The following is a 22,799-nucleotide window of genomic DNA, read 5'->3' on the forward strand; positions in this document are numbered from 1 at the left end:
GGGGAGATCTATTCTATGTGTGGATTTATAGGTATTTTACACAATAAAGGGCAGTCTGTTAATGAAGATTATGTACATGCGTTTGAAGCAAGCAACGAGCTGATTAAGCACCGCGGACCGGATGAGGAAGGGTATTATCATGATGACCACATCTCGCTTGGCTTCCGCCGCCTCAGCATTATTGATATTGAAAGCGGCCACCAGCCGTTCCATTTTGAAGACGAACGCTACTGGATGGTTTTTAACGGAGAGATCTACAACTACGTGGAGCTCCGCGAGCAATTAATCGAGAAGGGCTATACGTTTGAAACCGAATCGGATACCGAAGTGATCGCCGTCTTGTTCCAGGACAAAAAGGTCGAAGCCTTTAACGAGCTGCGCGGCATGTTCAGCATCTTAATCTGGGATAAACAAGAGAAGGACCTGTACGGCGCGCGCGACCCATTCGGCATTAAGCCGCTCTACTACAGCGATTCCGACGGCATGCTCCGCTTCGCTTCCGAGAAGAAGAGCCTGGCCGGCGAGGCGGATGACGTCTCGACTCTTGCGCTGCAGCACTATTTGAGCTATCAATTCGTACCCGAGCCAATGACGATGACCGACGGCGTACATAAGGTAGAGCCCGGACACTACTTTGTGAAAAAATCAGGTCAGCCGCTTGAAATGGAGCGCTATTTCCATGCGACATTCCAGCCTCTAATCACAGAAGAGAAGCGGCAGATCAAGCAGATCCAGGACGTGCTGTTCGATTCCGTCGGCGTGCACATGCGCAGTGATGTACCGGTCGGCTCGTTTTTATCCGGCGGCATTGACTCGTCATTGGTCGTATCGATCGCCAAACAATATAATCCGAATATAAAAACATTCTCTGTCGGCTTTGCCCGTGAAGGCTACTCTGAAGTCGACGTCGCTAAAGAAACGGCACGCGCATTAAACGTCGAGAACCACTCCTACTTGATAACAGCTGAGGAATACGTCGAGAAGCTGCCGAAAATCATGTGGCACATGGATGACCCGCTCGCCGACCCATCCTGCGTGCCGCTTTATTTCGTAGCCCGCGAGGCACGGAAAGACGTCACGGTCGTTTTATCAGGAGAAGGAGCCGATGAACTGTTCGGCGGCTATAACATTTACCGCGAACCCGAATCCTTAATAGCTTTCCAATCCATGCCAGGACTGTTGAAGAAAGCTTTAAATAAGGTGGCGCGCGTCCTTCCTGAGGGCGTACGGGGCAAGAGCCTGTTAGAACGCGGCACAACGCCGCTTAAAGACCGCTACATCGGCAACGCGAAAATGTTCGAAGAAGCGGAGAAAGAACGCCTGCTCACGAAGTATGCGAAGGAATATCCATACCAGTCCGTGACGAAGCGTCTGTACCAGGAAGCCAACGAATATCATGCGACCCACCAGATGCAGTACGTCGACATTCATACGTGGCTGCGCGGCGACATCCTGTTGAAGGCGGATAAAATGACGATGGCCAACTCACTTGAGCTGCGCGTCCCATTTTTAGACAAAGAAGTCTTCAACGTCGCCCGCGAGCTCGCTGTGGACCGCACCATCGCCGATGGAACAACCAAATCCATCCTGCGAAAAGCCGCCCGCGGCATCGTCCCGGATCACGTGCTCGACCGCAAGAAGCTCGGCTTCCCAGTGCCGATGCGCCACTGGCTGCGTGATGAGCTCTACGACTGGGCGAAGGAGCTGATTGAAGCAAGCGCCACCGACCATCTTATCCATAAAGATATCGTCCGCGACCTGCTGGAAGCGCACGTCCAGCACAAAGGCGACTACTCCAGGAAAATCTGGACTGTCCTCATGTTCATGCTGTGGCACCAGATCTACATCGAAGGCGTCTACTCCTTTGATGAGCTCCGCAAAGAGGACGAAACCGAAAGTAAAGTCCTCGAGCAAATGCAGCTCGTGTAATCGACGCCGTGGCTTCAGCACTGGCGAACGTCGTGCGATCGCTGATATATTTAAAAATGCGCGGATAAATGCCAAAAACCGCTGATACTAAACAAAGGTCCGCTCCCCTCCAGCTTCAAGCAAGCAGGAGAGAGCGGACCTTTTTTATAATTCCATCGTTTCCTTCAACATCTGCAGATCATTCGAGACCATCGCCGCATCCAGCATAAAATGATCCTCCGACATCTCCGGCAGCCTAAACAATGTAAACAGCACCTCACAGCCCGGACCATTATGAATCACACGCATCGGATTCAGGATCTCCGCCCCTTCCCCCATCGCAACATAATGATCAAGCACCCCATATGAATTATCATCAACAAACCGAATCTTCGCCGGCCCATCCTCCGTCTCCACGAGCCACTCCTCATCTTTCTTGGCCACGGATAAACAGAAAGACTTCGCCCACGCAGGCAAGTTCATCGGCTGATGCACAAAGCGGTATACCTCCTCCATCGGCCTGTTGATCGTTACACTTATCGTTTTCGCTTCAAACATCGGCAGCAACTCCTTCACCAACTACATACCCTGTTTTTCCCTCGAATTATCCTCGAATTTAATAAAAATTTCTCAGCATGATGAAGAAAAATTCAAATCACCCGGCAGGAAAAACTCCCCCTAAAAACCATCCATATAATTCGACCCGTCATTATAGATGATGACAAAAAAAACCAAAAAGTCACCCGCCAGCCCCAAGCAAAAAAACCAGCCCTACAGCTGGTTTTTCAACAGCACTTCCACCGTTTCCTTAAGCCGCCCCAAATCATTAAGCAGCAGCGAACTGTCCAGCAGGAAATCCTCCTCCGACACATCCGTCCGCCGGAACAGCGTCGCCACGACTTCACACCGCTCACCGTTCGGCATGACCCGGAGCGGGTGATGCATCTCCTCACCCGTCGCAAGCTTCAAATAATAATCGAGCACGCCGTACGGATTATCCTCCTCGAAGCGGATGCGCGCCGTACCCTCTCCTGTCTCGACATACCACCCGCCATCTTTATAAGCCGCCGACTGGCAGAATGATTTCGCCCAGGCCGCCAGATTCATCGGCTCACGCATGAACCGGTACACATCCTTCGCATCTCGTTCAATGGTCACACTGACCGTTCTTGCATCCAGCATCTAAATCCCCTCCACAAACAACAACGTTTTTCTCCTTCTTTACCCCATCATCCCCCTATGGTAAAACCTCTATTCGCAGAAAAAAAAGATTCCGCTTAAGCCGGAATCCAATTTTACACTGGTTACAGACGTCCCAAAAGCCCATCAGCCTCATCGGCTGGATGCCGAGACCAAAAAAGCCTGTCCCCACAACAATCAGCGGGAACAGGCCATTCATTTACTGATAATTAATAATCGACGGATTCGGATCGAGCTTCAGCACATCCTCAGGCTCCATCACAGGCTCATCTTTATCATAGAAAATCTTAAACCCGCCATACTGATTCGGTTCATCACGCACAAACTTACGGTACAGTGAATGCTTCGCTTCAGATTCACCCCAGCCGTCATAGTTGAGCGCGACTTCCACATTGTCCGTCGGCTCGATCGCCTCTTTATTCGTCAGCGCCGCATCCGTAAACTGGTGAACGAAGACGAATTTATCCGGAAGATTATTCTCCTCCGTCAGCTCAGATAAATACTCAACGGCCTCCTGCACTTCCGCACCGTCAACCTGACCGAGATCCTCGCCAGGCGTTTCCCCTTCTTCCACATGGAATTCCGTATCAATCGCCAGGTGAACGTTAGGGTGCTTCAGCCATTTCTCAATCGACTTCACCTGATTCATGACAGAGTCCGTGCCAAGCTGCACATCCAGCATAATCAGCGCATCATGCTCCTCCGCCAGCTCCACATACTCTTCAATGTTCTTATCCGACGTCTTACGCACATAATTACCTTCAGGCCCCGGCTCACTTTGGGCCATCGTCGTAATCAGCTCAATCGTCGGCACCGCCGGACGATCCGGATCCGCATCCGAATACGCCTGCGTCTGCTCCTTCAGCTTCTCCATATACTCCTCAGGCTCCATTGTACCAAGAATCCCCATATTCTCAGACTCCGGCGTCCCGTATAACGCCACAAGACGATGATCCTTCAACGGTCCTTCAGACGGATCCTCAACCCCCGGAGCCAGCGTTTCGCCCACAGGAATCGAACGCTCAGGATCGCCCCCCTGCGCCTGCGCTTCAGGCATTTCCTCCTGCTCCTCTTCAGACAGACTCTCATCCAGAGACACCGCATCCTCAGAAGGCTCTAAAGGCTTATACGGCTGTTCAGGCTCCTTCTGCTCTTCCTCCTCATTACTCTCATCATTATTCTCATCATCACCGGACTCATCCTGCTTATTCTCCTCAGAAGGCGTATCGTTCTCCTTATCCTCCTCCGTCGTCGTCGAATCCGAACAAGCCCCCAGCACAAACATAAGTAATCCAGCTGCAAGCAGCAAGAGCAATTTCCTCATCACATCACACATCCTTTTTCTCATGCAGTTATAAAAATTAAGTAGAATATGGAGAAGTTTAACACAATTTGCTAAATAAAAAACCCATGTAACTAAATTGAAAGAAAACCTTCACAAGACACTAAAAAACCATAGACAGTAAGCCCTCCCATCCATGATAAAATAGAAACAAGAACACGAACCTGGAGGACGAAACCCATGAAAATAACCATCGTAACCGTCGGAAAACTAAAAGAAAAATACCTCAAACAAGGCATCGACGAATACATCAAACGCCTTACCCCATACGCGAAAGTCGAGATCATCGAAGTCCCCGATGAAAAAGCACCAGAGAACCTTAGTGAAGCGCAAATGCTTGAAGTGAAGCAGAAGGAAGGGGAGCGGATTCTTTCTAAAATCCAGCAGGATACATATGTGATTACACTCGAGATCGAAGGCAAGCAGCTGACTTCTGAAAAACTCGCCAAGCAGCTCGACGACCTGGGGACGTATGGGAAGAGTAAGGTGGCATTTGTGATTGGGGGGTCATTAGGATTGAGTGATGAGGTGCTGAAGCGGAGTGATTATGGGTTGTCTTTTTCGAATATGACGTTCCCTCATCAGTTGATGCGGTTGATGTTGGTGGAGCAGGTGTATCGGGCGTTTAAGATTATGAGGGGGGAGCCGTATCATAAGTAAATGAGGTTTGTATTGTTACTTTTTAAAATTATAAATTGGTGGTAGTACATGGGATATTAATACTTTTTACACTTGTTTGATTGAATTTAGGAGGGAGATATTAATGAATACACATCAAGTAAGTGTTGCAGCTGAATCCTTCACTGCAACACTTTTTGCATGGGCAGGTTTTGATGTTTCTGTTCAATATGGAGCAAACCAACCAGAATATGACTTAGTCGTGGTCTCAGGTGAAAGAATGTTAAAAGTTTCAGTTAAAGGAAGTCAGGATGGTGGATGGGGTTTAACTCAAAGCTTTAAAAAGAATAGAAGCTACTCTGAAGCAGCAGACGAGTGGATAAGGCGACATACTGGAAAAACCATCGTCAGTTTAGTGCAATTTAAAAATGTGGAAATTGAAAATGATGAGATGCCAAGAGTTTATCTAGCTACTCCTCAAGAAATTGGTGATTATATGAAGAAGGTCAGAGGTGGGTTGGGAAATACTATAGTAAGAGAGAAACATATATGGAAAGCTGGAGAGGCTAAAGGCCAGGAAGACGCTATACCTATTGAATGGAAGTTTAGTAAAGAACGTATTAAAAATTTATTTGAAATGGTGGTATGAAAAACTTATTTAGTTTATAAAAGGTTGGATAAAATAAAAGAAAAAGGTTCCCTGCTTAGAGAACCTTTTTTGAGTTTATAAAGATTAAGCATATTCAACATTATGCTCATAAGATTGTCTGATCAAATCCATAACTTGTTCCAGGTTTAAATTAGGGGTAATCTTTAGCTCTAGATCCCCATTTCCGCGATGACCAACGTTGGATACATCTTTTGTTAAGTGGCGCGAGTCATATAAACTATTTGCTTTTACGTTTAACCAAATTTTTAAGTGTGCTTTTAGAGGCTCAATGTCTACAAAATTGCGTCCTTCTATTTTATAAGTAATATAATGTTTCTTAAATTTCTCTGTTATTCCACTATCGAGGTTCAATATTCTCATCTTCAACTCTTTATAGATCTCAAAAGTTTCCGAACTGAAGGCATCCCGGTGATAATTTAAGTTGTACCCTTGTTCATCATCGCTCGACTTTTGTAATCTATATTTAGATAATTCTTCTTCACTCAAGTCAGGGAAAGGCCATATTTTTAATGCTCTTTCCTTAATAGCAGATTCATCCCACTTTTCTTTCATGGCTACACTAGAATTCAACCATAATGGACTGTCTTTGAAACCGCCTTTAAGGTTTGATTTTTCTTGGAATGATCGATCGCTTAATTCTGAATTGTACCCAGTCAGTGTTAAATTACCAAGAGTGTGTAGGAATACTTCATGGGTTTGTTTCCATTCAGACCCAAGTTCATTCTGCCATTCGGCTGATACATTTTTATTCTGTGGCATAATATGTTCAATTGTATAGTTCTCTACACTGATAGGTTCTTTCCTATCAAGATTTTCGAGCTTCCGCAGTAATGTATTACGGTTCCTGAAGTTATAGACATCTTTAATAACTAATTCACGTTTAAATTCTTCATTAGAAGGAAAACGGCGATAGCTTGTTTTAACTAATAGTGAAGCCTTTAAACTTTTGGTATAGTTTGATTCATCCACTTCTTTAATCAATGAAGCAAATGTTTTGTTCAGAGAGTTTGTAGGGATCCCGATTATAGCTCGACGGAACACATAACTGCTGATGATAGTAAGTATCTCTAGAAATTCTTCCTTGTCAATAATCTTCGTCGCATAGTCATCGTACACTTTAAGAAGAAATGGATAAGAAACATCAACTTTTAGGGTGCGTATATCCTTGAAACATTCCTCTAGCAATTGGTCATCTTCTCTAAGTGTAAGATTTATATAATAATTCCCATATTTAAATACATCTTGGATAACCTCATCAATTGATTTATGCGGATTTTGCTGAACATAACTTTTAAATGCTTCGTACACAAACCCTATTTTTGGAATGTTTCCGGTTTTAAGCGTTAAATAATCACGGATAAAGCGATCAAAATAACGGGTATCTTCTAAATGCCCAAACCTTTTCTCAAGCTTATACCAATAATTTTTATACAATCGTTGTTGATCTTTTTCTTCCAAGCCCATTAGGAAATAGTTTCTAATTAAATCAGCTTGTGAGAGGTCAAGCCCTGTGGAGTTAAGGCTCTCAAAAATCAATTGGGGGTTATCCTTGTCCCGATCTAATGAGATATCTACCATAATTAATTTACTAATGCCTTTGTAAATTTCATCTAAAGTCAACTCACTTCGTTTCATGGTTTCTTTAAAGAAATCATGATTCTCTACTACTCTATTTGAGTATTGTTGATCTAACTCTCTTTTTTCCAATAAATCTATATAAGTATCTCTATCTTTTTGGGTCAGAAGGAGCTTATAATGTTCCTCGTCTTCTTCATCTTGATTTAATAGATAGTAATTTCTTGTTTTTTTAGCTGTTATTAAAGTCGCTTCTTTTTCATTTTCTTCGATTATTTCAGAAAAAGCACTAAGAATTAAGCTAAGTGTTGTTAAACGCTGTTGTCCATCTATTACTAATAGTTTAGGAACAGAAGTAACATGGTAAAGTCCCTTTTCAACATAAACGACGGAACCCATGAAGTGGCCAGATAAATTCTCGTCTTCTGCAGCTCTTTCAATATCTTCCCAGAGTTGTGCACACTGTTTCTTAGTCCAGCTATATGTACGTTGATAAATAGGAATAACAAATTGTTTTGGCCCTTTAAGAAATTGTAGAAGATTAGTTTCTGTTGCTTTCATTTTACTCACCCCATTCGGATTAATACCTCAATTATATCAGAATATTTAATTTACTTTTGTGCTGAATACCTATGTAGGAACTTGAAGTGAGTCTATCGACTGACAGTGGGAATGGAAGTAAATATTACGAACCACTTTCATTCCTTCTGAACAAATGAAAGAGTTTCTAGACTTTCTGGGCAAGTTCCATCGGTATTATCACTGTAATACAGCACTAGTTGATTGACAGTTTATGGAATCTTAAGCTGTAGGTTCCTACGCCTTCTGGAAAGACAAAGGGTTTTCCGTGAACAAAGGAGAGAAAAGTCTAAAGGTTCTCGTGCCTAATCGTTTAGGACAGCGGTTTCAAGATGAATAGGGCGAATGGAAACCTTTGAAATATGCAACGAAAAAAGAAAAGCAACAAGTCAAAGGCGGTCAACTCGATAAACGAGATGGCCGTCTTGTTTATTCAACCGGAAGTGTGTTCGATGTTTCGCAGACAACAGCAACCCAAAAAGATCTGCCTCAAATCTTTCCTAACAAATGGATCGATGGGGAGGTTGAAAACTACAGTCAGCTTCGCCAAGGAATGGAAGCTATAGACAATGTTCAAATTGTAGAACCCTATGAAGAGTTAGGAGCAGCTAAAGGCGTAAGTTACACCGGGAGAGGTGAGGTGGCTCTTAATCCGCGTAACTCTGAGCGCCAGGATACAAAGACTCTGTTGCATGAATTAACTCATGCCAAGCTTCATACAAAAGACAACATGAATGACTACACCAAACCAGAGAAAGAATTTCAGGCGGAAATGACAGCTTATACCGTTGCTTCTTATTTCAATATTGATACCAGTGACTACTCGTTAGATTATCTGCATCACTGGACCAAGGACCATGAATTTAAAGACCATGAGAGCCTATTACAAGAAGTTCAGTCAACAGCTAAAGAATTCATAACGACCATTGAAGAATCATTGGACCAAGAAAAGGAAGGGGAGAAAACAATGAGTATTAAAGAACAAAAACATGAAGTGGAAGAGAAACAAGAAGTGGAGAAATTACCTTCAGAAAAGCTTCAGGATATGTACAGAAGCCAAGTGAGCAAGGCTGAAAAGGATAGCGGGCCTTTTGGTAAGGAAGAAAAGGCCGAAGAGGAATATTCTCATCAAGACTTCAAAGACGCTTATAAAAAGGAGCTCATGAACTTTATTGAACCTACAGTCGGAAAAGAATTAGATAAAGAAGAAAACAAAGACCGGCAAGAACGTTTAAATCAAATGCGTTCCTTTCAGGAGGCTCACAGTAAAGAAGAGGTATATCAGCTTAAGAAAGAATCTCTTCAAGAATTAAAAGAACTACCATTAACGGATCGTGGTGAGCAGCGACTATCTCAAATCGAAAACAAGCTGGACCGAGAATTCAATGAAGAGAAAGAAAAAGAAAGCACCACTTCAGAAATGAAAAGTGGAGGGAATAAAGAAGCTTCTCAGCAAAAGGAAAAGCAAAAAGAAAAAATAGAGATTGAACGCTAGACAGGGAGTTATCTCCCTGTCTTTATTTATATCTAATTTTAGAGAGGAGGAAGTGCTGCATGGCCAAACATGTAAGCGCGGACCAAGTGGAGGTTGCTCGTAATGTGGATCTCATAGACTATCTTGAGCGTAAAGGAGAACCATTGAAGAAAGAGGGGAGATACTACCGTCACCAAGTGCATGACAGCCTAGTAATTAAAGATCAAATGTATGCCTGGAATTCCAGAGACGAAAAAGGAGCTGGAGTTATTAACTTTGCCAAAATGTTTTATGGGATGAGCTTTCCGGAAGCTGTTCTCGATCTGAATGCGCAAGGTTATAAAGTAAAAGACAATTACCAAGAGCAAAAGCCTAAGGAGCCTTATCAATATCCTTCTAATTATGAAGTGAATGATAGGACAAAAGCTAAAGATTATCTTACGAAGGAACGGAAGATTCATCCTAAGATTGTAAATTGGCTTGATAATAAAAACTTAATCGCACAGGACAAGCTCGGGAATGTGGTGTTTAAGTGGAAGCAGCAAGGAGAGATCGTAGGAGCAGATCGACAAGGTACTTCTCCTATGAAAGATGGGCGAAAGTTTAAAGGAATTGATAGGAACAGCCATGGATCCGCAGGATTTTCTGTAGATATTGGTCAGCCGAATTCCATTTACCTTTTTGAAAGTCCGATTGATGCGTTGTCTTATTGGAGTATAAAGAAAGAAAAGTTGCAAGATACTCGCTTGGTGTCTATGTCAGGCCTGAAGCGTCAGACTATGATAGGCGAGATCAAACGGATGGGGAAGGAAGGTCATAAGGTTAATCAAATAACATTTTGTACGGATAATGATAAGGCTGGTAGAGAGTTTATTACTAAACATCATAGATTATTTACCAAAAAAATATCTAGTTGTGATTTACCTATACGGAAAGACTGGAATGAAGTTTTGATAAGAGAATTTCAGATACAGAATCAGTCTAAGATTAGGAAAAGTAGATTAGTAAATGTTCATCACCGTTGATTTATTTGAAAAAAGTCATTTATAAAAATTATAACTGGAGGTTTGAATATGACAGTCTTTAAAAAAGGTGAGTTATTTAGTGGTCCTGGGGGGTTAAGTCTAGGGGCGAAAATTTCAAAAATAGTTGATGGGAATGGTATTGAGCATAGTGTTGAACATACATGGGCGAACGATTTTAATGAGGAAGCATGTAAAACATTTATAAATAATATTTCTCCAAATAAGCCGGCATCAGTTATATACAAACCAGTTCAAAAAGTAGATATAAGTAAGTTAGAGGGTATTGATGCCTTTGCATTTGGCTTTCCTTGTAACGACTTTTCTATTGTAGGGAAGTCATTAGGAATTGATGGAGAATATGGGCATTTATTTACTTATGGAATAGAGGTACTTAGAACACACCAACCTCGATGGTTTATTGCTGAAAACGTAGGAGGTTTAAAAAGTGTTAATGAAGGCAAAACCTTCAGGCTAATTATGAGGGAATTAATTAATTCAGGGTATGATATATTCCCGCATCTGTATAAATTCGAAGAGTATGGGGTGCCACAAGCAAGACACCGTATAATTATTGTGGGGATTAAAAAAGATGAGAACTTAAAATTTAAGATACCAGCACCTACTTATATCGATAAATTTAAAACAGCTCGTGAGGCCTTATTAAATCCTCCTATCTTGGAAAATGCCCCAAACCATCAATTCACACGACACAAGCAACGTGTAATAGACATGCTTAACCATATTCCGCCTGGGGAAAATGCTTGGTCAGAAAAAATACCTGAAAAGATGAGATTACGGGTGAAAGGGGCTCGAATGAGCCAAATTTATAGGAGACTTCATCCAGAAAAACCCTCCTATACTATTACCGGCAGTGGAGGAGGGGGGACACACATTTACCACTGGGAGCAGCCAAGGGCCCTTACTAATAGGGAAAGGGCACGCCTTCAATCTTTCCCTGATAATTTTGTATTTTCAGGAAATAAAGAGCAAGTACGCCAGCAAATTGGTATGGCTGTCCCTCCACAAGCAGCAAAAGTTATTATTGAAGCAATTTTAAAAACGTTTGCGGGAATTCCTTATCGAGAAGATTCAAGAGGTCCTAGATGGAGCCAAATCCAAATACAAAAGCAATTAAATTCACTCTAATTTGGCTTCATTAATAAAATGTTCGATTTTGTCTATAGCGGCATCAAAATTAGTTTTAAACTCATGTTCCCATAACCTCATAATATTCCATTCATTCTCAATATAATAATTAGTGACTTCTTTATCACGCATTTTATTGCGATTAAGCTTTTTCTTCCAATAATCTTGGTTTGTCTTTGGCATATTACCATGTAAAGGGCATCCATGGAAGAAGCAAGAATCAATAAAAATAGCTATTTTGTATTGTTTTAATGATATATCTGGTTTTCCAATTAGGTCCCTTTGGTTTTTTCTAAAACGAAGCCCTCTTCTCCAGAGGGCTTTTGTAATTCGGTCTTCTAATTTAGATCTTGACCTTATAGCTTTCATATTTTTAACTCTTTGAGATTTAGTTAAATTATCCGCCATTATTTACATCTCCAATACTTTAATTAACTAAGCTCAACTGAAAAGACGTATATTACTTCTTAAAATTCTTTAACCATATATGTAATGAAGTAAACCCAAAATATTAGACTAGGCATTAAAATCTAGACAATATCCTCCCTTCTAAATTAAGAAAACAAGAGTAAGTACTAGGTTTTTTATCATTACTCATATTAATCTTTTGTAAAAAAATCATCTGATAATAGTTCGAAAGTTGTGATAAAATACATATAGAAAAGTCTGATTTTTTATGGAGGGGAAATATGATAGATATTCATCTACCTGCTTTTGATGATGTACGGAGAACCGTAAAAAATATTTTAGAGAGAGAGAATAAAAGCTGGGAAGTAGCTTTTAATGGTGGGCCCTTAGATAATAGCCTTGATGAAAACCTTAGGAACCTTAAAAAGTTTATGATTATAAACGACTCAGTTACAGAACAAATTTGGATTGATATTGTTAAGGATATCAAATTAGAGGAAGAACAATCTAAGCAGATAGAAAAGATAAATAGATCTTCTACTATATTATCTCAAAAAGAAGATAATAAACTAAAAGTTCCTGATGATGAAAGATCGTCTTGGATGTTATACAGAAAACACTTGCTTAGAAATGGAATGAGAAAAGAATCCGTAGATAATATTGAAGCAAGCACGCTAGGAATATTAAAAAAATTAAATGCTGATACAACTACAACAGGACCTATTAAGGGATTAGTTATTGGACAAGTGCAGTCAGGGAAAACTGCTAGCATGGCAGCTCTTATGGCAATGGCCTCTGATTGGGGATGGAATACTTTTATTGTACTTTCGGGTATGATTGAAAACCTTAGAAAGCAAACAGAGAGACGCCTATTTAATGATTTGCATCACGCTGGAAATAACAATTGGGAAATACTTTCTAATTTATCTACAAAATCTCCGGTAGGAGATCGGTTACAAGATCTTCACCTTTATGAGGGGAGCTCACGGAGATACCTAAATATATGTCTGAAGAACAGAACTAGGTTGGAAAACCTCATATCATGGTTGAAGGCGGATACAAAACAATTTAAGAATATGAAAATACTAGTTATAGACGATGAGGCTGATCAAGCAAGCATAAACACCAAGGAAATTGAAGAGGAACGTGCAAAAATTAATGAGTTGATTGTTAATCTGGTTGAATCAGTAGAAGCTATAGGAGCCAGACCGAAAGCCATGAACTTTATTTCTTACACAGCTACTCCCTATTCTAACTTTCTAAATGAATCTTCTAGAGAATCACTATATCCAAAAGATTTCATTGCTAAATTGCCAGTGTCCGATGAATTCTTTGGACCTAAACAAATATTTGGAGTGGAAGGTACTAATGAATTCGAAGGTATGGATATAATACGGGATATCTCTAGTCCTGATCATTTAAGAATTCAATCTGTACAAGAAGGAAAGACGTACGCTTTACCAGAAAGTTTGAAGGAAAGCATTGCTTGGTTTTTAATTTCTACTGCGACTATACGATACTATAACATTAAAATGCCCGTAAGCATGTTAATCCATACAAGTCAAAAACAATATCACCATAAAAATGTGGCAAATGCGGTAGAGGATTGGATTACAAAAACTCCGAACAATAAAATACTCTCTTTTTGTAAAGAGTTATTCGAGAAAGAAGTAAAACGATTCAACATAGATAAATTTAGAGCTGTAATTAAGAACTATCCTATTCCTAACGACAAGATTAATGATTATCCTCATTTCATTGAATTAGAATCTTTAATTGGAGAATTAATTAAAGATATCTCACATATAAAAATGGATAGAGAAGGTGAACTAAAATATCGTGAAAATATCCATTTGTGTATCGATAACTGTTCGTTTAATGGTGTCAACGACGAGAATATGCACGTTAGGTTAGCTTACCCTGAAAAAAGGAAGCTTAAAGAGCTCGATAAAGCACCTGCATTTATTATTGTAGGGGGAAGTACTTTATCAAGAGGTTTAACCATTGAAGGTTTAGTGAGTACTTATTTTTTGCGTGCTTCTAATGCTGGAGATTCTTTAATGCAAATGGGAAGATGGTTTGGTTATAGGAAAGGCTATGAGCTTTTGCCGCGAATATGGATGACCAAAAAAACATATGAAAAATTTATTTTTCTAACAAACTTAGAAGAAGAACTTAGAGAAGAATTGGAAGAGTTTGAGATTGATAGTAAAAGCCCTAGTGAATATGGACCTCGAGTGAAAAACACTCCTAAAGTATCGTGGTTAAGAGTTACAGCTAAAAATAAAATGCAAAATGCTGAAGAAGTTGAAATGGATTTTACAGGTTCCTCTATACAGACTATTCATTTTGAAAACAAACTGTCTGTTTTAAAACATAATATTAATGTTACGGAAGGATTCTTAAACTCATATTGTAGTCGCCCAGAACGATCAATTATTGTTAAAAGCTCTTTAGTATATAGAAATATAGAATTTCAAAATATTAAAGAACACTTTTTAATGAAAATGGGTTTTAGTAAAAAATCAAGGACTTTTAACCAAATAGAGGCTTTCACTCAATGGTTTGAGAAAGTAAGTGAAGAAACCGGCCTTCAAAATTGGAATGTAATTATCGGTGGGGCTGGTGAAGTGGAAAAAGGCTTTTCAAATAATCCTGCTAAGTGGAATATAGGGGGATTTAATATTGGTAAGGTAGAGCGTTCAGTTAAATCTACTGCTATGGATTACCCTTCAAATACAGTCAATATAGGAGTATTAAGGGCGCCTTCCGATGTTTTGGCAGATATAAGAGATAAAAAGTTTATACCAGAATTTAAATCAATGGAAAGTATTAAAAAAAGTACTATAAAAAGATACAGAAAAAAATATGATATGAGCAAGACACCTCAACTTATTATTTATAGAATAAAAAGAGACTCAGTCGCTCACAAGCAAAGTAAAACGGATTCAGAGAGAATTAATTTAAATTTCGCAGAAGATATAATCGGAGTTTGTATAAATATTCCAGGTAGTACGAACGGTAAACCTGTTGCGAAAGGTCTGAGAGTAAAGATAGAGAATGAAGAAATTGAGGAGTAATTGTAGGTGTATAAGTATGGATATAGAAATTGCTGAAATGAGTAGAATGTCTGAAAGAGGGAGCTCACTTCTCCGCTTAATACAAAACACGGAGACGCCTGTTCTGGATTTACTTGTAAGAGAATCTATCCAAAATAGTTTAGATGCAGCTGATTCCTCGGGCTGCCCTATTAAATTTGATATATTAGTAAACAAATTTAATAAGAAGTGCGTTTCTCAACACTTTTCAGGTATAGAAAATTCATTAGAAGAAAAGTTTTCAGGCATAGAACAAAGTAGTCTTATCGTACGAGACTGGAACACTACGGGGTTAACTGGACCAATTCACCATGATTACATCAAAAATGACGAGTACGGTAACTTATTGAAATTAGTATATGAGATAAGTATGCCTCAGAGCAAAAAAGATGCAGGAGGATCCTGGGGACTAGGAAAAACTGTTTACTATAGAATAGGAGCAGGACTTGTAGTCTACTATTCTAGAGTAAAAAAGGAAAACGGACAGTATGAATCTCGATTAGCAGCTTGTTTGGTAGAAGATGAATCTAAAGAGGATACATTACTGCCGGTTAATATTAATTCACCTAAAAGAGGGATAGCATGGTGGGGAGTTAAGCATACTAGTAATTCTACAATGCCACTTACAAATGAGGCAGAAATAAAAAATATATTAAGAGATTTTGATGTCAGCCCATATGCAGAGGATGAAACAGGTACCACTGTAATTATTCCTTTTATCAATCCTAAAGACCTCATCCCGCAAGAGGAAAATAATCAAAATCTATGGTGGCATAGTAGTATTGAGTATTATTTACAGATTGCAATCCAAAGGTGGTATTCTCCTAGAATTGATAATTGGAGTTTTCCATATGGCAAACCACTTAATCCTTCTGTAAATGGGGAGTTAATACGCGGAGAACACATGGAGCCTCTTTTTTCTATTATTAGAGAATTATATATTCAAGCGACGTCACACGTGTCTCTACCATCAAGATATATTTACCAAAAAGATATATTGAAAAAAGATATTATTTTATATAGAGATCTATCTAATAATGTAGCAGGGCATGTAGTATTTACAAAAGTTGATAAAGACCAACTAAGAATGACTGTACCTTACAACAAAAAGTCCCCTTTTCAATTCTTGGAATATAATGACGAGTACAGTGACAATAATCACCCTATAATTACTTTTACTAGGAAACCAGGTCTAGTAATAAATTATGAAACAGTTGGTAAGTGGGTTAGAGGGATACAAAAAACTGAAAACGACAAATATATAATAGGAATTTTTGTGCCAGATTCAGATAATATTATGAAATCAGCTGAAAATATAACTTTAGAGGAATACTTGCGTAAAAGTGAGAAAGCAGATCATACTTCTTGGTCTGATCTTACAATTAACAATAAAAAATTTACTATTACTGATAGAATTCAAAAAAAGGTAGCCAGTAGCATATCAGAAGCTTACAGAGAAAACGAACAAACCACCTCAAGAAATAAAAGTGGAGCTTTAAGTAAAGCACTCGCAACCCATCTATTGCCGCCAGCTGGATTTGGAAGTCAACCAGGGGTAGTCCCAGAAAATCATAAAAAAACGAAAAAGGGAATGGAAAAGACATTTCCAAAAGACAGTTTCAATATTATTAACGTTTATCGAACTGCGACTGGTGAGATGCAAGTTGGCTTTGAAATTAATATTAGTAATCGCACTAATCATTTCTTACTTGAGCCTGAGATAGAGGCGGAGGGTAATAAGAAAATTGCTGGAGACCAATGGGAAAGAGAGAATGTAATAGGTACTAAGTTTCCCGTTGAAATTAATGATGTAAATATAAAAGATTGTGAAGGTCTTGAATTATTAAAATTAGATTTTTCTTATACTAAGCGGTTCGAAGTGAAAAATAAAATACTTCTTCATTTAAATGGTAATTCAGGAAAGATAAAAGGTAGTCTTACATTGAGTAGCTACGATACCTCTTTACAGGTTTCCATAAATTATATCTCTGAATCTTTCAAGGGGATTAAGTAAATGAATACAAGCATATTTTTTCACAGAATAATAGATGAAAAACTCTTCAATAAAATAGGATTCACTTCCCAGCCATTCACAGCTTTCTATAAAAATGAGGATGGAGAAGAAATCCATATGAAAACCGAACCAGTTGAGGGGCAAGTTGGTACACAACAAATAGTGGATCCAAGAATACAATGGGATCCTGCTGTAAATAACATTTCTTTAAATAAAGAAATGATCTTATTGAATCCTGAGTTTCTCTTTGGAGAAAATGGAATAGCATCTGAAGAGGAAATGTTGGGAGTAGCAATTAGGTGGTTCTCTCGTGAGTCATCTCAGAGGAGGGTTATACCATTAACAGAGTTCTCCGTGAGAGATAAAGGGCCATTAAGCTTTGTTGCAGACTTTGAAATTGAAGAGGGAATAGTACGGGGAAATGTTACGTTTGAAACTTTTATATACGTTGCAAAAGTAACTACTACAGATTATTCAAATCGTTCAGCGAGAGATGGTATCACACTTGGAACATTAGAAAGTACGAATATTATGCTTGATGGGGATGCTTCTATGTTCCCAATAGTAGAAGTTAATGATTCTTCGCAGCCACTATGGTGGGTAGAATGTAACTTTACTGAACCTTTGTATGATCAATTTGCTGAGGAAAATGTTGCTATAGTATTAAACATGGGGCACAAATTTTCAAAAAAACTTTTGCTTGAAAATGGCATTAATTCTTCTCCATTGTTTACTGAGATAATAGCAAGTGGGTTACAAATAATAATAGAGAGAGTAAAAGAGTCAGGGGACTGGCCATCAATATTAATAAACAGAAATACTGAACCAGGAAGTATAGGTGAAGCTGTTTTTTACTTTATAAATACATTAAATTGGGACATCGGTTCGCCTGAAAGTCTTGCAAAATCCATTCGTGAAGACTTTGACTCTAGATTTAAGTGAGGTAAATAACATGTGGAAAAAAATAACCACTTCAGAAGCCGAAAAGATATTTTTTCTATTTAAGGAAGGAGAACCTCCTAAACATTCATGCGGCGGGGAGTATAGTGGTTTGCGTGAAAGTTTATCGAAAAAATATATAGAAATAAATAATTTTATTGATGAAAACCAAGTTGACAAAAGAGAGTATTTTATTGACTTAAAATTTGGTTTAGAGTTATTTACTTTATTAAAAGAGCAATATAATTTCACTCCACGGGATGCTTCAGATGACAAAGTCTGGCTTTATTTTTCTATGAAGGTCATTCCAGATATTGTTTATAAGCGATGGGGATTGAAAGAAGAAAGGTTCTATAAACAAAGTAGAAGAATATGGCTTAAGACATTATGGTGGTTTGTGTACCTTTCATGGAATGAAACCAAAGAAGATACTTATTTAATTCTTAAAGATTTTAGTACTGATGGAATTGGTCAGCTTGTTGAACGCTCAGGTTTTCACGGATATAGAGTTGACTTAACCAGGGAGATTATGAAGCAATTTAGTGAATTAGATACAGGTGGTTCAAAAAAAGATCTCTTTAGAAAAGTTTTGAGACTAAATACAGCTAGAGTCAAATCTTTAGAGCCATCACTCACTCCAGGAGGAACAAGATCTTATGTTAAGAGACTACTGGACTACTTCCATGAAACCTATGAAACAACAAGATAAATTTCAAAAACCATATATAGTAGATTTATTTGCAGGATGCGGGGGATTATCCTATGGTTTTACGCTTGAAGGATTAGAAATTCTTGCAGGTGTAGATGTCGATCGATTTGCATGTACCACTGCCTCTTTTAATTTGCATTGGAAGAAGGGTCAAAAAAAAGAGTACCTGTGTGAAGATATAATTAATGTTAATTCTTCCGATTTAAAAAATAATAATTGTTCAGTTATTACGGTAGGTGGCCCCCCATGTCAGGCATATTCTAGGATAGGAAAAGCTAAGCTCCGATCTCTTGGAAAACATAAGTTTGGAAAAAATGATAAAAGAGCTTACTTATATAAGGAATTTATTCGGTTAAGCATAGATTTGGGATCTGAAGCAATAGTTATGGAAAACGTTCCAGAATCTGTGAATTTTAATGGGGAAAACATTCCCCAAAAAGTATGTGAGATATTGGAAGATAAAGGATACAATGCTGTATGGACTGTTTTAAATGGAGCAGACTTTGGTGTACCTCAAACTAGAGAAAGAATATTTGTTCTTGCAATTAAAAAAGTTTATGGAGAGATAAATTATTTACCAAAGCCAACTCATATAGATCCGAATAAAAATCAAAAAGAATCACCTTATACTAAGGACAAGCGCTTTAAATATGCTCGAAATTTCAAAATTCCTCTAGAACCAGACAATAGCTTGCCAGAATGGGTCACTACAAGAGACGCCCTTTCGGATCTGCCAGGTTTGTTTCCTGATTCAAGAGCAAAGTATGTCCCTCTTAAACTAAATACATTATTACCCTACCAGACCCCTCCAGTAAATAACTTTCAGTTATTAATGAGAGGAGGTAAGGGTGCGATTAACAATTGTGTTAGTGGAAATAGCTTCCGTAATACTCCGCGGGACTTTCGTATATTTGAAAAAATGATACCAGGGGATGACTACAGAGAAGCCTATAAGATTTCTACTGATATGTTTATGGATGCCTGTTCTTCATCAAACGTAGATAAAGTTAATCATTTTGATCAATATAATAAGTTAAAAAAGGCATACGTTCCTCCTTACGATAATACAAAGTTCCATAGTAAGTGGAAAAGATTGGATCCCGAAAAGCCTTCTCATACTTTGATGGCACATCTTGGTACGGATACATACAGTCATATACACCCTTTTGAACCTCGAGGAATTAGCGTGCGTGAAGCTGCTCGTCTCCAATCTTTTCCTGACTCTTTTGTTTTTAATACTTCAATGGGACAAGCTTACAAACAAATTGGAAATGCAGTTCCTCCCTTATTAGCTAAAGTAGTCGCTCGCTGTGTAGTTAAAAATCTCAAACATTGCATGGAATCGGAGGGGAATATATGAAATTAGCTGATCAAGTACGTAAGAAATTTGCGAATGTATCCCCAAACAATGCTTCCCTTCTTTCAGGATTTAGTGAAAAACATAATTCATGGGTTTTAAGAACTAAGTATGAGTATGGAGTATGTATTGAAATTGATAATGATAAAGAAATAAATGAATCATTTGCAAATGCTTCTTTATATACCGGTTTCTATAGTATAGAAGGGGATGAAAAACACCTTTTATTGTTTTCAAGTACAGATGAAAATTTACGTTATGAATTTGCAGGTATATGTGCCATTTTTTTAGAAATAGGTGATAACGGTGAGAAGAGAGAAGAATTACTTAAAGACCCATTAAAATGGTGGAAACAATGGAAAAGCATGATAGGTAATAAAAGTGTAGATCAGACAATCCATGGAGTATTAGGTGAACTTTTATTTCTCTATTATTTAAGACTTAATACAGAAATTTCAGAAGAGAGCTGGCAAGGACCATTGGGAGGTTCTGTGGATATTCAAACACCTGTAAAGGATTATGAAGTGAAAACATCTACGATTAAGTATAATGATGTTGTTACAATATCTGGTCAATATCAATTAAGTTCTGATAAGGATCTGGCACTAATTTTTATTAAACTAGAGGAATCTAATCAAGGTGTAAGTATTGAAAAAATAATAGGAAAACTTGTCGATTTAGGAATGGACTATAGTGAATTAAACAAACTTGTTACACGTTCAGGTATTAAAGAGAAATCAGTTTCTCGTAAAATTGAATTTAAATTACTAGAACTTAGGGAGTATCAAGTTGATGAGAAATTTCCTTATTTTGATATGAATTCTTTTAAAAATACAGCATTGACGCAACACATAGTTCAGTTTACATATAAGCTAAATTTATCTGGTCTTTCATATTCCCACTTGGAATTAGACCTTAGCTAATAAAGGTTAATTATCAACCTGAAGTTTTAAAAATATAATGTTAGGTGATGGCTTAATATGATTAATAATTGGCATGTTCCAAGGAATAAGAGGAAATTATACCCTGTTGTAGATATTCTCTCTGCATTTGCTCTTCAAAACTTAGGAGATGTCTGGTCAAGCGACATAAATAGACAATTGGATTTTGAAGCTATCCTTGAAGAAAAGGGTCTAAAAAGACCAGGACCTAGACGAGATCGTAGAGGAGGAGGAGCAAGGACTTATGAATCTTGGCTTTATGCTTTGGGGCTGATATTTATTGACACAGAAAGTAAACAAACTAGGTTAACCCTAGTAGGAGAAGAGTTAATAAATGGTTCACCTCCTGTCCCGCTTATGACAAACCAACTTATGAAATTCCAATACCCTTCTCCATATTCCAAAAGACCTAGAGTAAGAATTCATGAACGTTTTAAGATCCGCCCATTTCGTTTTTTACTCCGTTTGCTCACAGATGAAAGATTAAGTGAACCTTCTAATAGAAATTTTTTTGGAACCTCAGCAATAGCAATTAAAAAAGAAGGGCAAAAGACAACTCGAAAAATCAATGCTAACCCTTATTTAAATAAAAGAGAAATTGGGGTAATTGTGTCCGTAGAAGCAGAAAATGAATCAGAGGAGTGTTATGAATATATTGTGAAAAGAATCTTAGAATTTAGGAAATATGGATATGATATTTTGCCTCCCGATTTTGAAAAAGCTTTCCCGAGTTCAACAACTGGCCATAGAACAAAGGAGAAAACTATTGATGCTCTAGAAAGTAACGCTAACGTTTTGATTAATTTCCTAGAATACACACAATTAATTGTTCGTTTAACATCTTCTTCTCCTATCTTTATTCCTCAGGACATGATTGAAGTTGTCAAACAAATAATAAATGACGGCTCTGATTTGAGAAAGCTCGACACTAGGAGGGAATTCTGGCAGGAAAATTTCCAGCGTAGCTTTGGCCTTCCCCCAGGAATGAATAGAGATAATAGGACGTTCAGGGAAGAGTCTGTTAGTGAAAATAAAGTTATTGAGCGTATAATAAAAAATGAGTTTCTAGCATTAGCAAGAGAGGAACCTATTGATAAGGTAACGGCTGATTTAATTCAGCACTTAGGATTGAAGACAGGAATACCTAAGCAAATAATTAGTTCTACACTAAATAAATTTAATGTAGATACTTTTGGAATATTTGAAACGAAATTTATTGATATGGCATTTAGTGGCAGAGAACTGGCAGAAGAGTTTGAGCTTGCTACTCTAGAAGTCTTTAAGAAGTTGGGGTTCAACGTTCGGCATATTGGTAATCTAGGCAGAAACCCAGATATATGGATCGAGTCTCAAGATGGTTTTACAGGAATTATAGATAATAAGGCATATAGAAAATTTTCTATAGGACATGAGCACGAGCTAAAAATGATTAATACTTATATACCTAAGTATAAAGAGAGTGATGAAGCTTTTAGTTTCTATATGTACATCTCAGGTGGCTTTAGCAAGAATATAAATCGCCAATTAAGAAATATATATGAACAAACAGGAATAGCCGGCTGTTGTATAACGGTATATGACCTAATGAGATTATTACGTTTGCATCAAAAAAAACCTATCTCTCACGCCAAATTAATAGAAATTTTCCAGTCAAACTTATTATTGGATACCAGGCATTTAGCAAATATGTAAAGTAAAGTGATCACCTTAAAGTTCTTTTTATAATATTGTCGAATATGCAAGAAACTTCTTTTATTATATAATGTAAACTAGACATTGAAGTAAGAGGGGTTTTC

18 protein-coding genes are annotated in these 22,799 nt (G+C 38.2%); 13 read left to right on the forward strand and 5 right to left on the reverse strand.

Translation table 11 applies throughout. From position 1 onward, the window contains the following. Positions 1 to 15 precede the first annotated feature (15 nt). The gene (asnB, locus tag LF822_RS08635; RefSeq protein ID WP_253923631.1) at positions 16 to 1,929 is read left to right on the forward strand and encodes an asparagine synthase (glutamine-hydrolyzing); all 1,914 of its coding nucleotides are present in this window, start codon (positions 16 to 18) and stop codon (positions 1,927 to 1,929) included. 144 nt (positions 1,930 to 2,073) lie between these two features. Here the strand turns inward: asnB and LF822_RS08640 are convergent, their stop codons facing one another. The 3 genes from LF822_RS08640 to LF822_RS08650 all read right to left on the reverse strand — a co-directional run bounded on the left by LF822_RS08640 (position 2,074) and on the right by LF822_RS08650 (position 4,432). Next, positions 2,074 to 2,466: a hypothetical protein gene (locus LF822_RS08640; protein ID WP_253923632.1), complete on the reverse strand. Its 393-nt coding sequence runs from the start codon at positions 2,464 to 2,466 to the stop codon at positions 2,074 to 2,076. A 213-nt stretch (positions 2,467 to 2,679) separates the two neighbouring features. Beyond that, entirely contained in the window at positions 2,680 to 3,090 is a 411-nt protein-coding gene (locus tag LF822_RS08645; RefSeq protein ID WP_253923633.1) for a hypothetical protein, read from the reverse strand. A gap of 217 nt (positions 3,091 to 3,307) precedes the next feature. Next, positions 3,308 to 4,432, reverse strand: a complete 1,125-nt coding sequence (locus LF822_RS08650; RefSeq protein WP_253923634.1) for a hypothetical protein — start codon at positions 4,430 to 4,432, stop codon at positions 3,308 to 3,310. A 198-nt stretch (positions 4,433 to 4,630) separates the two neighbouring features. Between LF822_RS08650 and rlmH the strand changes: the two genes are divergently transcribed. Continuing rightward, positions 4,631 to 5,110: a 23S rRNA (pseudouridine(1915)-N(3))-methyltransferase RlmH gene (gene rlmH / locus LF822_RS08655; RefSeq protein WP_253923635.1), complete on the forward strand. Its 480-nt coding sequence runs from the start codon at positions 4,631 to 4,633 to the stop codon at positions 5,108 to 5,110. Between the two features lie 103 nt (positions 5,111 to 5,213). Next, positions 5,214 to 5,717: a PDDEXK-like family protein gene (locus LF822_RS08660; protein WP_253923636.1), complete on the forward strand. Its 504-nt coding sequence runs from the start codon at positions 5,214 to 5,216 to the stop codon at positions 5,715 to 5,717. Positions 5,718 to 5,801: 84 nt separating this feature from the next. On the opposite strand, the gene LF822_RS08665 is transcribed toward LF822_RS08660, so the two are convergent. Beyond that, positions 5,802 to 7,874 (reverse strand): DUF262 and DUF1524 domain-containing protein, encoded by a 2,073-nt coding sequence (locus LF822_RS08665; RefSeq protein WP_253923637.1) that lies wholly within the window; start codon positions 7,872 to 7,874, stop codon positions 5,802 to 5,804. Between the two features lie 373 nt (positions 7,875 to 8,247). Between LF822_RS08665 and LF822_RS08670 the strand changes: the two genes are divergently transcribed. The 3 genes from LF822_RS08670 to LF822_RS08680 are packed head-to-tail and all read left to right on the forward strand — an operon-like array spanning position 8,248 to position 11,537. Next, a complete protein-coding gene (locus LF822_RS08670; RefSeq protein ID WP_253923638.1) occupies positions 8,248 to 9,387 on the forward strand; it encodes an ImmA/IrrE family metallo-endopeptidase in 1,140 nt (379 codons plus the stop codon). A gap of 59 nt (positions 9,388 to 9,446) precedes the next feature. Next, positions 9,447 to 10,391: a toprim domain-containing protein gene (locus tag LF822_RS08675; protein WP_253923639.1), complete on the forward strand. Its 945-nt coding sequence runs from the start codon at positions 9,447 to 9,449 to the stop codon at positions 10,389 to 10,391. A 48-nt stretch (positions 10,392 to 10,439) separates the two neighbouring features. Next, the gene (locus LF822_RS08680) at positions 10,440 to 11,537 is read left to right on the forward strand and encodes a DNA cytosine methyltransferase (protein WP_253923640.1); all 1,098 of its coding nucleotides are present in this window, start codon (positions 10,440 to 10,442) and stop codon (positions 11,535 to 11,537) included. Here LF822_RS08680 and LF822_RS08685 read toward each other — a convergent pair. Then, a complete protein-coding gene (locus tag LF822_RS08685; protein WP_253923641.1) occupies positions 11,529 to 11,945 on the reverse strand; it encodes a very short patch repair endonuclease in 417 nt (138 codons plus the stop codon). The two genes, LF822_RS08680 and LF822_RS08685, sit on opposite strands and share 9 nt — an antisense overlap. Before the next feature lie 281 nt (positions 11,946 to 12,226). Here LF822_RS08685 and LF822_RS08690 point away from each other — a divergent pair, with 281 nt between their 5' ends. From LF822_RS08690 to LF822_RS08720, 7 genes are read left to right on the forward strand one after another with little or no spacing between them, the layout of a single operon-like run. Then, on the forward strand, positions 12,227 to 15,025 hold the full coding sequence (locus LF822_RS08690) for a Z1 domain-containing protein (RefSeq protein ID WP_253923642.1): 2,799 nt from the start codon (positions 12,227 to 12,229) through the stop codon (positions 15,023 to 15,025). A 16-nt stretch (positions 15,026 to 15,041) separates the two neighbouring features. After that, on the forward strand, positions 15,042 to 17,057 hold the full coding sequence (locus tag LF822_RS08695; RefSeq protein WP_253923643.1) for a hypothetical protein: 2,016 nt from the start codon (positions 15,042 to 15,044) through the stop codon (positions 17,055 to 17,057). Next, positions 17,058 to 17,999, forward strand: coding sequence for a hypothetical protein (locus tag LF822_RS08700; protein ID WP_253923644.1), 942 nt, complete (start codon positions 17,058 to 17,060; stop codon positions 17,997 to 17,999). A gap of 10 nt (positions 18,000 to 18,009) precedes the next feature. After that, positions 18,010 to 18,705, forward strand: coding sequence for a DUF6339 family protein (locus LF822_RS08705; RefSeq protein ID WP_253923645.1), 696 nt, complete (start codon positions 18,010 to 18,012; stop codon positions 18,703 to 18,705). Further along, positions 18,653 to 20,065, forward strand: coding sequence for a DNA cytosine methyltransferase (locus tag LF822_RS08710; protein ID WP_253923646.1), 1,413 nt, complete (start codon positions 18,653 to 18,655; stop codon positions 20,063 to 20,065). The genes LF822_RS08705 and LF822_RS08710 overlap by 53 nt, the downstream gene beginning before the upstream one ends. Next, complete coding sequence (locus LF822_RS08715) at positions 20,062 to 20,985, forward strand: PD-(D/E)XK motif protein (RefSeq protein ID WP_253923647.1); 924 nt, start codon at positions 20,062 to 20,064, stop codon at positions 20,983 to 20,985. The genes LF822_RS08710 and LF822_RS08715 overlap by 4 nt, the downstream gene beginning before the upstream one ends. A 57-nt stretch (positions 20,986 to 21,042) precedes the next feature. Then, positions 21,043 to 22,695 carry a PDDEXK family nuclease gene (locus tag LF822_RS08720; RefSeq protein WP_253923648.1) on the forward strand — a complete coding sequence of 551 codons (1,653 nt, stop codon included), beginning with the start codon at positions 21,043 to 21,045 and terminating at the stop codon, positions 22,693 to 22,695. Positions 22,696 to 22,799: the final 104 nt, after the last annotated feature.

The sequence above is a fragment of the Halobacillus sp. A5 genome (assembly GCF_024189315.1).
GTDB lineage: Bacteria > Bacillota > Bacilli > Bacillales > Halobacillaceae > Halobacillus_A.